A 14,587-nucleotide genomic window follows, 5' to 3' on the forward strand; every position below is an offset into this window, starting at 1 on the left:
CCTCGTTGATTCGACACCGGGTACAACGCGACAACCGTAGCAACATCGCAGCTTTCGCGGGTGGGCGTCATCGTGGGGAGCTCGTCACACCGTCCCAGACGGGATGCCAGAGCCGTCCGGTGTCGGTCCACGCCTGGAAGCGGACGGTGCCGGTGAGCTCGGGGGTAACCCATTGCGCGTCGTGGCGTTCGTCGGCGGTCAGCTCGTTGGTGAACGGGGAAGTCTCGCGCCGCAGTCCGTCGAGCGCGGCGGCGATCCGGCGCGACTGTTCGTCCCCGAATCCGGTGCCCACCCGGCCGACGTAGATGAGGCCGTCGTCGTGCGGCATGCCGAGCAGCAGCGACTTGAACGGCCGTTTGTCGCTGCGCCGCCACCCGCCGACGACCACTTCGCGCGAGCGCCAGTTGCGCTGCTTGAGCCAGGTCTGGCTGCGTTTGCCCGGCTGATACACCGATTCCCGCCGCTTGGCCACCACCCCTTCCTGCCCCTGCTCTCGACTGGCCTTCATCGCCTCGGCGCCCGAACCCTCCAGCAGCGCACTGACATTCATCGACGGCGCCAATCGGCCCAGCGCCGCGAGCACCGCCCGGCGGTCGGTGTACTTCTTGCGCAGCAGCGAGGTGCCGTCGAGGTAGAGCACGTCGAAGGCGATGAAGACCGCGCGGGCCGAATCCGCTTGCAGCGCCGAGATATCCGAGAGGCCGGCGTCGTCGAGAACCACCGCTTCGCCGTCCAGGACCACCTGATGCCCGGCCAGTTCCTCGCCGAGGGCGGCCAGGCGCGGATACCGGGCGGTCACCGTGTTGCCCGCACGACTTCGGACGGTGACGGTGCCGTCGTGGATCTCGACGATCACCCGGAAGCCGTCCCACTTGGTTTCGAAGGCCCAGTCGGCGGGGGGCAGCGATTCGACGTCGCCCGCGGTGGCCAGCATGGGCGACAGTCCGCGGGGGAAACTGCTGTCCACCACGGGTTCTGGACGAGTCTGGTCGCGCATGTAATGCATCAGCCACTGATCGCCCTTGGTCTGGATCAAGGCGTAGCGGCCGGACACCCGCTTGCCGTCGAATTCGACGATCACCTCGTCGGTTCGCCATTTCTCGGTGACATAGGTCCCCGAATCCCAGATCGTCATCTCCCCCGCACCGTATTCGCCCTTCGGAATGGTGCCGTGGAAGTCCAGGTACTCGAGGGGGTGATCCTCGGTGCGCACGGCCAGTCGGTTGTGTTTCGAATCGGTCGGCGGGCCTTTGGGCACCGCCCAGGAGGCGAGGACGCCGTCGTGTTCGAGCCGCACGTCCCAGTGCAGACGGCGGGCGTGATGTTCCTGGATGACGAAGCGGTTGCCGGGGCCGGGCTCCGGTGTCGCTTCGGGGACGGGCTCGGGGGTCCGCTGTGAGTCGCGCATGCTGCGGTACTTGGTGAGGGAATCGCGGCGGGCAGTCGACCGGCCGGAGTCGGCGGGAAGCGGCGGATCGAGTTCGGCCAGTAGGTCGCCGTCGGCCTTCCAGCGGGCGAGCACCTCGTCGAAACGTAACTGGCGCAGGGTGTCCGGGTCTTCGATCTCGGCCCAGGTGCGGGGGGCGGCGGCGTTGGGTTCGGCGCGACCGCGCAGCGAGTAGGGGGCGATGGTGGTCTTGGCGGCGTTGTTCTGGCTCCAGTCCAGGAACACCTTGCCCTTGCGGGCCACCTTCGCCATGGTGGCCGTCACCAGATCCGGGTGCAGCGCTTCGAGATTGGTGGCCACCTGCTTGGCGACGGTGGACGCGCCACGCGAACTCACCGGCCGATCCAGTGGCACGTAGACGTGAATCCCCTTGCTACCACTGGTCACCGGGAATGCCCGCATGCCGATGTCGGCGACCATGTCGCGCACGGCGATCGCCACCCGCGCGCAGTCCGCCAGACCCGCGCCGGGGCCGGGGTCGAGATCGAACACGATCCTGGTGGCGGGCCCGCGCTCGTCCGCGTCGAAACGCCATTGCGGCACATGGATTTCCAGCGCCGCCTGCTGCGCGAGCCAGGCCATCCCGGCCTCGGAATCGATCAGCGGGTACACCACCCGGCGGCTGGAATGCTCGATCGCGGACCGGTGGATCCACGCGGGCGCGTGCTCGGGCAGGTTCTTCTCGAAGAAATCGGCATGGTCGACTCCGTTCGGCCAGCGCTTCCTGGTGACCGGACGGCCGACGAGATGGGGCAGGGCCGCCTCGGTGATCGCCGAGTAGTAGGCGATCACCTCGCCTTTCGTCGTGCCGGTCGCCGGGTACAGCACCTTGTCGAGGTTGCTGAGCTCAACCTCGATGTCCGGTTCACCCGGCGCGCCCCGAAATTCCCGGCGGACCATCGACGCGATCGGACGGCGGGGACCGTCTAGTGGTCCCCGCGCACCGAATCAGGCCTTGGGTCCCGGATCTGTCGGAGCGGGGCCGCCGGGGGCAGTGCCGGGGCCTGCCTGCGGGGGCACGACCTTCTTGGCCGCGTCCTTGCCCTTCTCGATCTTGTCGCTGTACTTGCCCTTGGTTTTGTCATCGATGAAGGTGCCGGCCTTGTCGACCGCCTCATTGATCTTGTCGGCGTTCTGTTCGACCGCAACCTTGCCCTTACCGAGCAAGCCCTTCAAGGTGTCCACGAGACTCATCTGCCGATGTTCCTTTCGAGAGGAGGGTCACTCCACATCTTCCCACCACGAATCCCGTGGTGGGAGGTCATTCGGAACCACCCTCTGGCCCGGCTTGGGCACTACCACCGGAGTACCCGCATCGGCGGCTGCCGACACCAGGCGCCGGACGGGTTCGGACCAGCCGTGGAAGGCCAGGTTGAACGTTGCCCAGTGGATCGGGACCAGCAGCCCGTAGCCTGCGTCGCCGAGGCACAGGTCGGCGTGGGCACGCACCGCCTCTTCGGGATTCATGTGCACATCGGTCCAGCGCTCGTCGTAGGCGCCGATGGGCAGCAGCGTGAGATCGAAGGGGCCGAGCACCGCCCCCGCCTGGGCGAACGCCTTGGTGTAGCCGGTGTCGCCGCCGAAATAGACCCGCTTGGTCGGGCCGGACAGTGCCCACGACGCCCACAGCGTGGTGTTGCGGACGAGCCCGCGCCCGGAGAAGTGCCTGGCCTCGGCGCAGGTGATGGTGAGCCCCCGGTCGTCGGCGTCGTGACCGAGCGAGACCGAGCCGCCCCAGTCGAGCTCGATGATCCGGTATTCGGGCACACCCCACTGCCGCAGGTGCGCGCCGATGCCGGTGGGTACGACGAACGGCGCGAGCTGGGTGCGGACGAGTTCGTCGACGGTGGCCTTGTCGAGGTGGTCGTAGTGATCGTGGGAGATGATCACGGCGTCGACTTGCGGCACCTGCGCCAGTTCGCCGGGGACGGGGTGCAGGCGGGCCGGGCCGACCACCGGGGACGGGGAGACCCGTTCGCTCCACACCGGGTCGGCCAGCACCCGGTAGCCATCGAGTTCCACCAGGGCGCTCGCGTGCCCGTACCAGGTCACCGCGAGTTCGGCGGCCTGCTCGGGAACCGCGGGGGTGACCAGCGGGACGGGGTTGGCCGGGCGGCCGACGCGTCCCTTGGTGAGTCCCGACCAGAGCAGCGACGGCGCGGCGCCGGCGGCGAGCATCGAACTCGGCTCGGTGTTGTGGAAACGGCCGTCGCGATAGGAGGACTTGCCGAGGGCGGTCGGCGCGATCGCCGACGGGCCCGCACCGATCGAGGTGGGCAGGCCCCACACCGCGCGCGCCATCCAGGCGAGACCGAAGGTGCTCGCCACCGAACCTGCCAGACGTGTGATCCGCATCAGCGCCCCACGAACTTCGCCGGGCGCTTCTCCTGCCGGGCCAGGCGGCCCTCTTTCGCGTCGTCGCTGCTCCACGCGGCGGCCAGCGCGGCCTGCTGCTGCGCGCTCGCCGGATCGCCGGTGCCGTCGTCGTTGAGCATCAGTTTCATGGCTTGCAGCGACAGCGGCGCCAGCGCGGCGATGGACTTGGCCCAGTCCTTGGCGTCGGCGAGGGTGCCGAGCTTGTTGGCGAAGCCGTAGGCGTAGGCGTCTGCGGCGGAGACGGATTCGGCGCCGAGCAGGATCGTCCGGGCCGGGCCGCCACCGATCAGGGCCGCCAGCCGCGACACCGTCCAGCGGTCGACCGAGATGCCGAGCTTGGCCGCGGGCACCGCGATGTAGGCGTCGGGTTCGATCACCCGCAGGTCCGAGGCCAGCGCCAGCTGCACGCCCGCACCGAGCGCACCACCGTTGATCGCCGAGATCACCGGAACCGGCACGGATTCGATGGTGTGCAGCATGTCGAGCAGCCCGCTCAGAAACGACTCGGAGTACACCCCCGACAGATCGGCGCCCGCGCTGAAGATCGGCCCGCGGCCGGTGAGCACGATGGCGCGCGCACCCTGTGCCACGGCGTCGAGCATCGCGGCGCGCAGCTGCCCGACCAGGTCCTCGTTGAGCGCGTTGCGCCGTTCCTCGCGCTGCAGTTCGATGGTGATCACATCACCATCGCGGGTCACGCCGAGCATGCATCCTCCCCAGAATCAGCGGATTTCGTGGATGTTCACACTCTGCCACAGCCCGCCGACAACGCCCGGCAAGGCGATAGCATCGACGGTTGTGTGGCACCACGCAGGAGAGGTCTCCCCAGACACCGATTTCGACATCGTGGTGATCGGCGCGGGCCAGGCAGGGCTCTCCGCCGGTTATCACCTGCGCAAGCTCGGGCTGGTGCCCGAACGCGATTTCCGCATCGTCGACCACGCTCCGGGCCCCGGTGGTGCCTGGCAGTTCCGGTGGCCCTCGCTCACCCTGACGACCGTGAACCGGGTGCACGACCTGCCGGGGATGTCCTTCGCCGAGACGCTGCCGGCGGGATCGGAGTCGGCGCGAGCCGCCAGCGCGGTGCCGCACTACTACGAGCTCTACGAAAAGCGCTTCGACCTGCGGGTTCAACGTCAGGTGACGGTGAAAGTGGTCTGCGATCGGACCGCCGACGGGCAGAGCTGCGCGGGCCGAGGCGAGGTATTACAGGTCGAAACCGAGGGCGCGGGCACTCTTCGCACGCGGGGTCTGATCAACGGCACCGGCACCTGGGAGCACCCGTTCATCCCCCGATATCCCGGCGCGGGCACCTTCGCGGGCCGCCAGTTGCACACGCGCGATTACCGCACGGCCGACGAGTTCGCGGGCAAGCATGTCGTCATCGTCGGCGGGGGCATCTCGGCGGTGCAGTTACTCGACGAAATCTCGCTCGTGACGTCCACCACATGGGTCACCAGGTCGGAGCCGCGCTGGCGGGAAACGCCGTTCGCCGAGCAGGACGGGCGCGACGCGGTGGCACTGGTCGAGGACCGCGTCCGGGCGGGCCTGCCGCCGGGGTCGGTCGTCTCGGTGACGGGACTGCCGCTCGACAACCGATTGCGAGCCGCCCGCGAGCGGGGTGTGCTGCGACGGCTGCCGATGTTCGAGCGGATCGAACCCACCGGCGTACGCTGGGCCGACGGCGGTTTCCAGGCCGCCGACGTGATCCTGTGGGCAACCGGTTTCCGCAGCTCACTGGACCATTTGGCGCCCTTGCGGCTGCGCGGGCCCGGCGGCGGGATCACCATGACCGGGCGGTTGGCGACGCAGGTGGCCCTCGACCCGCGCGTCCACCTCATCGGCTACGGCCCCTCGGCCAGCACGATCGGCGCCAACCGGGCGGGCCGGGCAGCGGCCCGCGAGCTGACCGACTTCCTCGGGCTCAGACCAGACCGGCGCTGAACGTCGCCGGATCGGCGCCGACCCTCTTGCCCGAGTCGAGGCGGCTGATCGACTCCATCGCCTCGGCGTCGAGCTCGAAGGTGAACACGTCGAAGTTCTCGGCGATCCGCGACGGCGTGACCGACTTCGGTATGACGATGTTGCCGAGCTGCAGGTGCCACCGGATGATGACCTGCGCGGGGGTGCGGTCGAGCTGCTTCGCGATGTCGACGATGGTCGGGTTGCCGAGCAGCGTGCCCTGCCCCAGCGGGCTCCACGCCTCGGTGGCGATCGCGTGATTGGCACCGTATTGACGCAGGTCGCGCTGGGACAGCGTGGGGTGCAATTCGATCTGGTTCACCGTCGGGATCTCGCCGGCGTCGGCGATCAGGGTCTCCAGATCGATCACCCGGAAGTTGGAGACGCCGATCGAGCCGATCCGGCCCTGCGACTTCAGCGCCTGGAACGCGCGGAACGTGTCGACGTAACGGCCTGCCGACGGAACCGGCCAGTGGATCAGATACAGGTCGAGGTAGTCCAGACCGAGGCGCTGCATGCTGGTATCGAAGGCGCGCAAGGTGCTGTCGTAGCCCTGGTCGGCGTTCCACAACTTGGTGGTGACGAAGAGTTCGTCGCGGGGAATCCCCGATTCACGGAGGGCGCGGCCTACGCCTTCCTCGTTTCCGTAGACCGCGGCCGTGTCGATACTGCGGTAGCCGACCTTCAGCGCCTCGGCCACCACTCCGGTGACGTCTTCCGCGGGCACCTGGAACACACCGAAGCCGAGCTGTGGGATCACGTTCCCGTCATTGAGCACGATGGTGGGGACAGGGCTGCTCTCGCTGCGGAAGGTCACCCTCTCGAAGGTAGAAGTGGTTGGGTGTGGCGTCAACGACGGCGCGTCGCGTGTTTCCCCGTACCGAGAAGCGGGGCGCTGGTCAGGGGATTGCCCGCGATTCAGGCCCCAGCTCCGGCCAGTCCGATTCGCCGGTATCGGACCTGCCTGAGCGTGCGTAGTTCGGCGGGCTCGTAGGTGCGCAGCGCCGCCAATTCGGCGGCGATCGCCAGGACCGTACGGCGGGCGAAGGCAACCGGTTCGTCGGCGGCATCGGGGTACTCCTCGACGATCCGGTCCACCACACCGTCGTCGAGCAGATCGGCCGATCTGATGCCTTGTGCGGCAGCCATTTCCGGTGCGTGCGCGGCATCACGGAAGACGATGGCGCTCGCCCCTTCCGGCGGCAGCGGGGCCAGCCAGCCGTGCCTGGCGGCGAGCACCCGGTCGGCGGGCAACAGCGCGAGCGCGCCACCGCCGGTGCCCTGACCCAGCAGCACGGAGACGGTCGGGGTGTCGAGAGTGACGAGATCGGCCAGGCAGCGGGCGATTTCGGGGGCGAGCCCGCGTTCCTCGGCCTCCTTGGACAGGGCGGCGCCGACGGTGTCGATGACCAGCACCAGCGGCAGCCGCAATTCCCGGGCGAGGACCATCGCGCGCCGCGCCTCGCGCAGGGCGGCCGGGCCCATGGTGTGCTCGCCTTCCTGCCCGGATCGGTCGTGTCCGAAGACGACGCACGGTTGCCCGGCGAACCGGGCGAGGGCGAGCAAGACGGTGCGATCGGACTCACCGCGACCGGTACCACTGAGCGGAACCCGTTGTGTCGTATGGCGAAGCAGGTCCCGAATGCCGGGCCGGCCGGGCCGCCGCGAACTGAGGACCGAATCCCAGGCGCTGGCAGTCGGATTCGCGGGGGTCGCCGGACTACGCACCGGCGCAGCCCAACCCGGTTCGCCCGTCACCGCGACGACAGCGCCCGTGGCGACGCTCATCGCCCGGTGCGCGATACGCCGGAAGACCTCCACCGTCACCACACCGTCGATCACGCCGTTGCGATAGAGGTTCTCCGCGGTCTGCACGCCGGGCGGAAACGGCTTGCCGTACAAGGCTTCGTACACCCGTGGTCCCAGAAAGCCGATGAGCGCGCCGGGCGCGGCAAAGGTGATGTGCCCCAGCGACCCCCATGACGCGAACACCCCACCCATTGTCGGATCGCGCAGATACACCAGATACGGATGCCCCGCCGACTTGTGCACCGCCACCGCACCGGCGATCTTCACCATCTGCACGAAAGCGACTGTGCCCTCCTGCATCCGGGTGCCACCGGAGGTCGGCGAGGCGATCAGGGGCAGCCCGAGTTCGGTGGCGCGCTCGACGGCGCGCACGATCCGTTCGGCCGCGCCCACCCCGATCGAACCGGCCAGAAACGCGAACTCGCAGGCGATCACGGCGACTCGCCGCCCGCGCAACAACCCCTCCCCCGTCAGCACCGCCTCATCGGTGCCCGCCCGAGCGGCCGCCGCGATGAGGTCCTGGCGATAACGCGGCGACACGGCGGGCTCGAGCGGCGCCCTGTCCCAGCTCACGAAAGAGCCCGCGTCGAGCAACTGGCCGAGCAAGTCATCCGCCGACATCCGCACACTCCGAGCCTAGCCGGACCGGTTCGGCCGGCGGTCACGAGATCACAGCGAAGCATTGGGATACCTTGACAATATGTTGTGTTTTTACAACACTTCATTAGGTGAGCCCAGTCAGAAGAGGGGAAACCCTGCCGATCTTCAATCGCATCGCGGTGTTGCGCGCGGAGCATCGGATGAGCCGGGCGGCGCTTGCCGAGGCCGTCGATGTCAATGTCCAGACGATCGGCGCGCTCGAGCGTGGCGATCACTATCCGAGCCTCGATCTGGCGATGCGCATCTGCGATTTGTTCGCGCTACCGATCGAAGTCGTGTTCTCCCGCAAGGAATTCGGGCCGTTGTCGGCCGAGCTCTACCCACGCACGAAAGGCGACATGCCATGACCAGCACGCTCATCGACCGCTACCAGAACTATCGGGTCCGGCGCTGGCTCGTGCAGGAGCAACGGACAGCGGGAATGCTGACGAGCTGGCGGTCGCTGCGCCGACGGCGGATTCTCGTGGTGATCGTGACGATCGCGCTGCTCGGGATCGCCGTCGCGGGAGTGATGCGCGCGCTCGACCTGTTCGGGGCGCCGGGTGTCGCGCTCGTCTCGGCGCTGGTGTTCCTGCCGAGCTGGACGATGCTGCGGATCGCCTCGGGCGGCCAGGATCACGCGCCCGATCAGATGCTCGACGAACTGGAGATCACCGAGCGCAACAAGGCACGCTCGGCGGGACTCGCGCTCACCCAGTCGCTGACCATGGCGCCGTTGGCGTACCTGATCTTCGGCAGCGCGTTCTCACCGGAGGCCGATGCCTATCGCATCGCCTACGCGGGCGGACTGATGATGCTGGCCACGATCATGGCCGGTGGCTGCGCGCCGGCGATGATCCTCGGCTGGACCCGGCCCGATCCCGAACCGGAGTACTGACGAAGAGCGGGGCTGCGGCCTTCATCGCAGCAGCCCCGTCCGTCAGTGCAGAGGCTCCGTTCAGTAGCCCTGCATGACCTTGCGCAACGCGTACTCGGTCAAGGCGACCAGGGCCTGCTTGGCCGGTTCCCGGCGACGGGCGTCGATCGACATGATCGGCACGTCGGCGGGAACCGCCAGGGCCTGGCGGATGTCCTCGAGCGGATACTTCGGCGCGTCGTCGAACTCGTTGAGCGCCACCAGGAACGGCAGTCCGCGGGCCTCGAAGTAGTCGACAGCGGCGAAGCTGTCTTCGAGCCTGCGGGTGTCGACCAGCACCACGGCGCCGATGGCGCCGCGGATCAGGTCGTCCCACATGAACCAGAACCGGTACTGGCCCGGCGTACCGAACAGGTACAGGACCAGGTCGTCGGCGAGGCTGATACGGCCGAAGTCCATCGCCACCGTGGTGGTCGACTTCTGCGGAATACCGGTCAGGTTGTCGATTCCGGTACTGGCGTTGGTCACCAACGCCTCGGTGCGCAGCGGAACGATCTCCGACACCGCGCCGACCATCGTGGTCTTACCCACACCGAAGCCGCCGGCGACCACAATCTTCGCCGAAGTCGGCTTGGCCGTGCGGGTATCGACCTGCGCCGTCGAATCAAATACGCCGGAGTCCACTGAGAACCCTTTCGATCAGCTCGCGACGTTCATCGTCGCTGGAATCGTCTTTCAAAGTTGCCGAAACCCGGACGTGGCCGGCCTCGATCAGATCGGCTACGAGTACCCGGGCCACCCCGATCGGGATGTACAGCTGGGCAGCTATCTCGGCAACGGACGGCGATTGCCTGCACAACTCCACGATGGACGTTTCGAGGTTGTTCAGTTCGTACTGCCGCTCCATGGCGACCGGATGCGATGCGACGAGTGCCTCCAGCGCCAACTCGACCGCCGGCCTGGTGCGGCCGGCAGTCAAGGAGTACGGGCGGACGAGGCTGGGCTCGGCGCTCCCCATGCGGTGATCGTCTATGTCCATCCCACCATCAGGAACCCATCGTGACGCGCGGGGTGGCCTGGACCGTCTGGCCAACGCGCTCGACCAGAAGTGCCATTTCGTAGCCGACCTGACCGATGTCACACGAGGTGTTGGTCAGGACCGCTAGGTAGGAGCCGTCGCCGACTGCCATCAGCAGCAGGTATCCGTGCTCCATCTCCACGACGGACTGGAGTACCGTACCGCCTTCGAACAGATTCGACACGCCGACGGAAAGACTCGCCAGTCCGGCGGTCACCGCGGAGAGCTGTTCCGCGCGGTCGACCGGGAGCTGAGCGCTCGCGGCCATCAACAGTCCGTCAGCCGAGACCAGGACGGCATGGGCTACGCCAGGAACCTCGTTGGCGAAGTTCGAAACCAGCCAATCCAGCTGACGGTTCGTACCACCTAGATCGGGGTTCATCGGTCTCCTTTATCTCCGGTTAGGTTCATTGCCTTCATTGCGCGGCCATCCCGGACACCCTGCTGATGACGACTCAGGCTGTTCCGGATCGTGGCGGGATCGCGTTGCTGCGGGGTGCGATCAGCGGTGCCGCTCACACCACCCGGCACAAGCCTTCCGCCCGGACTGCGCTGAGGCAAGCCGGCGGCGGTACGCACCTCGGACTGGGCTTCGCTGGCCGCGCGTGCAGCCTGCCAACCCTCGTCACCCGGTGATTCGAAGGCGGCAGCCATCTGGTTCCGGTCGGAATTCTCGTCCGTGAGCCACGCCGACATCATCTCGGCGAAGATCGGTGTTCCGCCCATCACGGAATCACCTTCCGGTGCCGGCTGCAACCTGGTCTGGAAGAACGACGCAGCCTTGACCGGATTGGACCGGAAGCTGTGCCGACCCGGATCACGCCCTGCCGACGCAGCGTTATCCGGCCCCGCAGGGTCCCGATCCCGTTGCGGCAGAGCCACTCCTGGCCCGGCGTTCGCCTGCGGTACCACACTAGCCCCGGGATCGCGCTGCGGCAGCCCATTCGGCGCAGCCGCACGTTGGGGCAGGCCGTTGGGCGCCTCCCGCTGCGGTTGACCCGCGGCCGGGGCGCGCTGGGGCAGGCCGTTGTCGGCCGAATCCTGCTGCGGCGCAGGGTTTGCGCGCTGCGGCAGGCCATTGGCCGAACGGGCAGGCTGGGCCCGCTGCGGAAGTCCGCCGGCCGGATCACGCTGTGGCAGACCACCGGTCTGCTCACGCTGCGGGAGGCCGTTGGACGGATCACGCTGCGGGAGGCCACCGGTCTGGTCCCGCTGCGGGAGGCCGTTGGACGGATCGCGCTGCGGCAGACCGCCGGTCTGGTCCCGCTGCGGGAGGCCGGTCGACGGGTCACGCTGCGGCAGACCACCGGTCGGATCGAGCCTCGGCAGACCACCGGACTGATCCCGGTGCGGCAGCCGCGGCGCGGGATCGCGTTGCGGCAGACCGCCGGAGGCGTTGCCCCGCTGCGGGAGCCCGGTCGACGGGTCGCGCTGCACGGGCTCGGAATCACGCTGCGGTGCGGAACTTCCCTGACCACGCTGCGGCAACCCGGTCGACTGCGCCGGATCACGCTGGGCGTTCGCGGCTTCGCGTTGCGGCAGACCCGTCACCGGATCACGCTGCGGCAGGCCACCGGTCTGCTCACGCTGCGGGAGGCCGGTCGAGGGATCGCGCTGCGGCAGGCCCGTTGCCGGGTCACGCTGCGGCAGGCCACCGGTCTGCTCACGCTGCGGTAGTCGCGGCGAGGGATCACGCTGTGGCAGGCCGACCGAGGGATCCCGCTGCGGGGCGCCGTTGGCACCCGGCGAACGCTGCGGCAGCCCACCGGGGGTGCTGCCCCGCTGCGTCGGTGCCGCATCGCGCTGCGGCGGTGCCGAATCACGCGGCGACTGCGCGGAATCCCGCGACGGCGCGCCGTTCGCACCCGGCTGACGTTGCGGCAGCCCACCACCGGCCTGCGGCGGCCCACCGGGCTTCTGCTCACCCGGACCCTGCTGACCCGGACCGGCGGGCGGACGCTGCGGCCCACCCGGCGCCAGGTTGCGCTTGGGTAGGTTCGCCGCGGCGAGCTTGCCGCGCTGGGGCACGTTCCCCTGACCCGGCGCGGGCGGACGCAGCGACGGCGACGACTGCTCGTTCGCGTCCTGGGCCGCGCCCGACGCCATCGAGTTACCCGGCTGACGTTGCGGCAGCCCACCACCGGCACCCGCCGGGGGCCCGCTGGTTCCGGGATCCACGGTGACCATCACGTTGCCACCCGGGGTGCGGGTGATCGCGCGGGTCTGCATGGTGCTGCTCGGCTGCTGCTGCGGGCTCGGTCGCTGCTGCTGCGGTGCGGGCGCGTTCTGCTGCTGCACCTGCTGCGGCGGCACCACCGGGCCACCGGCACCGGCGACGATCAGGCCGACCGGCACGTGCACGGTGACGGTGACGCCCGGATCGCGCGCGGTATCGAAGGTCGGGCGCAGACGCACGGTGAGACCGTGGCGCTCGGCCAACCGGCCGACCACGAACAGACCCATGTGGCGGGCGGTGTCGGGACCGGGCTCGGCGGTCTGCTCGAGCCGGTGGTTGATCTCCGACATCTCGGCGGGCGGCATACCGATGCCGCGGTCGGCGACCTCGATCAGCAGACCCTGGTCGTGCGCCTGGGCGAAGGTGAACTTGACGTCGGTCTCCGGCGGGGAGGCCCGCAGCGCGTTGTCGAGCAACTCGGCGAACAGGTGCGCCATATCGGAGGCGGCCGGTTCGACGAGCGAGCCACGCGGCGTGGCGCCGAGCTTGACCCGCTCGTAGTCCTCGACCTCGGAGATCGCGGCACGCAGCACGTCGGCGATCTCGACCGGGGCCGACTTGGTGCGGCGCTGCTTGGTACCCGCCAGAATCAGCAGGTTGTCACCGTTACGGCGCATGCGCGCGGCGAGGTGATCGAGCCGGAAGAGGTTCTCGAGCAGGCGCGGGTCCTTCTCGTCGTACTCCATCGCCTCGATGAGGGTGAGCTGATGGTCGACGAGCGACTTGGACCGGCGGGCCAGCGTCTCGAACATGTCGTTGACCTGTGAACGCATCTGCGCCTGGTCGCTGGCCAGGCGCAGCGCCTGACCGTGGATATCGTCGACGGCGCGGGCGAGCTGGCCGATCTCCTCGTCGGAGCGCACCGGCATCGGCTCGAGCGGCACGTCCTCGGGCGCGGCGCCGTTGCGGAGCTGGGCGACCTCGTGCGGCAGATCGGACTCGGCGACGCGCAGCGCGGCCAGGCGGAGGCGGTGCAGCGGCACGATCATCGAGCGGGCGACGAACACGGCGAGCAGCAGCGCGGCCAGGATCGTCGCGATGACGACCGCGGTATAGGTCCAGGCGCCGGTGGCGGCCGAGGTGGTGAGTTCGTCCATCGAGGACTCGATGGCCTTGGTGGCGTCGTTCACGACGCCTTCGTAGGCCTGGAGGCTGCCGTAGAGCGAGGTCCGCATATCGCCGACGGGCAGCTTGCCCGCCGCCACCTCGGGACCGCTCACCAGGTTCTGCCGGACCTCGGCCTGGGCCTTGAGGTCGGCGATCACCCGGTCGCCGTCGGGGAAGCGGTTGGCGAGCACGTCGAGCAGGTGGCGCTCGGTCGCGACGCCGGTGAGGTAGTTCTGTGCCCCGGTGTCGAGGCCGCGCAGCATTTCGGAGATACCGGCGAGCTCGTCGACGAGCACCGAACGCGTGTTGAGCGAGTCGACCAGGCGCAGCTTGGCGGTATCCATCACCGGATCGCTCACCTGAGCGATGGTGGTTTCCACGATGCTGACGCTGTCCTTGGTCATCTGCTCGACCGAGGCCAGCACCGGCTCGGCCGACGACGACAGCGCCTTGCCCTGGGCGCGCACATTCTTGGCCTGCTTGACCATCCGCTCGAGCGCGCCGTGCGCGGTCGGCAGATCGGTCAGCCGACCGAGCGCCGTCTCGGCCGCGCTGATCGCGGCGTCGAGATCGGTGAGGTCCTTGTCGGTGACCAGGGTGACCCCCGGACCGGCGGGCACCATCTGACTGCCCGACACCTTCGCCGTGGAAGCACTCAGCGCGGTGACGGACGGAATCGTGTCTACCTGCTCGTTGATACTGGAGAGCCGGTTGGCCTCCGAGAACTCGGAGGTAATTCTCGACACGCCGAGCCCGACCGCGACCGCGAGTGGCACGGCAAGTACGGCCGTAACCTTCCAACGCAGGTCCCAGTTGCCGAGCGCCCAGCGTTTGCTGCCGGACCTAGCGGCGTCACGCATCTCCCACTCACTTTCCAAACTGGCCTCGTACCGTACGCCTGAGGCGAACCTCCACAGGCGCGATGGTGGCTCGCCAGTGGCTGCTGGCCGAGAACTACGGCTGGCCGAGAAATTGCGTCTACGACTGCCCGAATAAGTGACATCGGATTCTAACGGATCAATAACTTCTTGGCTGACTCCCGGTAGAGGTCCGCGC

13 protein-coding genes are annotated in these 14,587 nt (G+C 68.7%); 3 read left to right on the forward strand and 10 right to left on the reverse strand.

The annotated features are described in order from the left end of the window. Positions 1–67 precede the first annotated feature (67 nt). The 4 genes from ACFWFP_RS15060 to ACFWFP_RS15075 are packed head-to-tail and all read right to left on the reverse strand — an operon-like array spanning position 68 to position 4,530. On the reverse strand, positions 68–2,347 hold the full coding sequence (locus ACFWFP_RS15060) for an ATP-dependent DNA ligase (protein WP_379295367.1): 2,280 nt from the start codon (positions 2,345–2,347) through the stop codon (positions 68–70). 48 nt (positions 2,348–2,395) lie between these two features. Continuing rightward, positions 2,396–2,641 carry an antitoxin gene (locus ACFWFP_RS15065; RefSeq protein WP_301904870.1) on the reverse strand — a complete coding sequence of 82 codons (246 nt, stop codon included), beginning with the start codon at positions 2,639–2,641 and terminating at the stop codon, positions 2,396–2,398. Positions 2,642–2,668: 27 nt separating this feature from the next. Continuing rightward, complete coding sequence (locus ACFWFP_RS15070; protein ID WP_379295369.1) at positions 2,669–3,802, reverse strand: MBL fold metallo-hydrolase; 1,134 nt, start codon at positions 3,800–3,802, stop codon at positions 2,669–2,671. Then, positions 3,802–4,530 (reverse strand): enoyl-CoA hydratase, encoded by a 729-nt coding sequence (locus ACFWFP_RS15075; protein WP_378656479.1) that lies wholly within the window; start codon positions 4,528–4,530, stop codon positions 3,802–3,804. Before ACFWFP_RS15075 ends, ACFWFP_RS15070 begins: the two co-directional genes overlap by 1 nt. 91 nt (positions 4,531–4,621) lie before the next feature. On the opposite strand from ACFWFP_RS15075, the gene ACFWFP_RS15080 reads away from it, so the two are divergent. Next, the gene (locus ACFWFP_RS15080; RefSeq protein ID WP_379295371.1) at positions 4,622–5,767 is read left to right on the forward strand and encodes an NAD(P)-binding domain-containing protein; all 1,146 of its coding nucleotides are present in this window, start codon (positions 4,622–4,624) and stop codon (positions 5,765–5,767) included. On the opposite strand, the gene ACFWFP_RS15085 is transcribed toward ACFWFP_RS15080, so the two are convergent. Together ACFWFP_RS15085 and ACFWFP_RS15090 are read right to left on the reverse strand one after the other, a co-directional pair. Further along, the gene (locus tag ACFWFP_RS15085; protein ID WP_379295373.1) at positions 5,748–6,602 is read right to left on the reverse strand and encodes an aldo/keto reductase; all 855 of its coding nucleotides are present in this window, start codon (positions 6,600–6,602) and stop codon (positions 5,748–5,750) included. The genes ACFWFP_RS15080 and ACFWFP_RS15085 overlap by 20 nt on opposite strands. A gap of 101 nt (positions 6,603–6,703) precedes the next feature. Then, positions 6,704–8,215, reverse strand: coding sequence for a carboxyl transferase domain-containing protein (locus tag ACFWFP_RS15090; protein ID WP_379295375.1), 1,512 nt, complete (start codon positions 8,213–8,215; stop codon positions 6,704–6,706). A gap of 107 nt (positions 8,216–8,322) precedes the next feature. Here ACFWFP_RS15090 and ACFWFP_RS15095 point away from each other — a divergent pair, with 107 nt between their 5' ends. Both ACFWFP_RS15095 and ACFWFP_RS15100 read left to right on the forward strand, forming a co-directional pair. After that, positions 8,323–8,601 (forward strand): helix-turn-helix transcriptional regulator, encoded by a 279-nt coding sequence (locus ACFWFP_RS15095; protein ID WP_379295377.1) that lies wholly within the window; start codon positions 8,323–8,325, stop codon positions 8,599–8,601. Continuing rightward, positions 8,598–9,131 (forward strand): hypothetical protein, encoded by a 534-nt coding sequence (locus ACFWFP_RS15100; protein ID WP_379295379.1) that lies wholly within the window; start codon positions 8,598–8,600, stop codon positions 9,129–9,131. Before ACFWFP_RS15095 ends, ACFWFP_RS15100 begins: the two co-directional genes overlap by 4 nt. A 60-nt stretch (positions 9,132–9,191) precedes the next feature. Here the strand turns inward: ACFWFP_RS15100 and ACFWFP_RS15105 are convergent, their stop codons facing one another. Genes ACFWFP_RS15105 through ACFWFP_RS15120 form a run of 4 tightly spaced genes read right to left on the reverse strand, consistent with a single transcriptional unit; the run spans position 9,192 to position 14,391 of the window. Then, positions 9,192–9,794, reverse strand: coding sequence for an ATP/GTP-binding protein (locus ACFWFP_RS15105; RefSeq protein ID WP_174551063.1), 603 nt, complete (start codon positions 9,792–9,794; stop codon positions 9,192–9,194). Then, the gene (locus tag ACFWFP_RS15110; protein WP_056818578.1) at positions 9,775–10,149 is read right to left on the reverse strand and encodes a DUF742 domain-containing protein; all 375 of its coding nucleotides are present in this window, start codon (positions 10,147–10,149) and stop codon (positions 9,775–9,777) included. Before ACFWFP_RS15110 ends, ACFWFP_RS15105 begins: the two co-directional genes overlap by 20 nt. A 7-nt stretch (positions 10,150–10,156) precedes the next feature. Further along, the gene (locus ACFWFP_RS15115) at positions 10,157–10,570 is read right to left on the reverse strand and encodes a roadblock/LC7 domain-containing protein (RefSeq protein ID WP_011207200.1); all 414 of its coding nucleotides are present in this window, start codon (positions 10,568–10,570) and stop codon (positions 10,157–10,159) included. After that, complete coding sequence (locus ACFWFP_RS15120; protein ID WP_379295381.1) at positions 10,567–14,391, reverse strand: ATP-binding protein; 3,825 nt, start codon at positions 14,389–14,391, stop codon at positions 10,567–10,569. The genes ACFWFP_RS15115 and ACFWFP_RS15120 overlap by 4 nt, the downstream gene beginning before the upstream one ends. Positions 14,392–14,587 lie beyond the last annotated feature (196 nt).

The sequence above is a fragment of the Nocardia sp. NPDC060249 genome (genome assembly GCF_042728755.1).
GTDB lineage: Bacteria > Actinomycetota > Actinomycetes > Mycobacteriales > Mycobacteriaceae > Nocardia.

What these genes read in the sequence shown, in the direction of transcription:
- ACFWFP_RS15110 (WP_056818578.1), bottom strand. Translation starts at nt 10,149, where the DNA reads ATGGACATAGACGATCACCGCATGGGGAGCGCCGAGCCCAGCCTCGTC.
- ACFWFP_RS15100 (WP_379295379.1), top strand. Translation starts at nt 8,598, where the DNA reads ATGACCAGCACGCTCATCGACCGCTACCAGAACTATCGGGTCCGGCGC.
- ACFWFP_RS15075 (WP_378656479.1), bottom strand. Translation starts at nt 4,530, where the DNA reads ATGCTCGGCGTGACCCGCGATGGTGATGTGATCACCATCGAACTGCAG.
- ACFWFP_RS15070 (WP_379295369.1), bottom strand. Translation starts at nt 3,802, where the DNA reads ATGCGGATCACACGTCTGGCAGGTTCGGTGGCGAGCACCTTCGGTCTC.
- ACFWFP_RS15060 (WP_379295367.1), bottom strand. Translation starts at nt 2,347, where the DNA reads ATGGTCCGCCGGGAATTTCGGGGCGCGCCGGGTGAACCGGACATCGAG.
- ACFWFP_RS15120 (WP_379295381.1), bottom strand. Translation starts at nt 14,391, where the DNA reads ATGCGTGACGCCGCTAGGTCCGGCAGCAAACGCTGGGCGCTCGGCAAC.
- ACFWFP_RS15115 (WP_011207200.1), bottom strand. Translation starts at nt 10,570, where the DNA reads ATGAACCCCGATCTAGGTGGTACGAACCGTCAGCTGGATTGGCTGGTT.
- ACFWFP_RS15065 (WP_301904870.1), bottom strand. Translation starts at nt 2,641, where the DNA reads ATGAGTCTCGTGGACACCTTGAAGGGCTTGCTCGGTAAGGGCAAGGTT.
- ACFWFP_RS15090 (WP_379295375.1), bottom strand. Translation starts at nt 8,215, where the DNA reads ATGTCGGCGGATGACTTGCTCGGCCAGTTGCTCGACGCGGGCTCTTTC.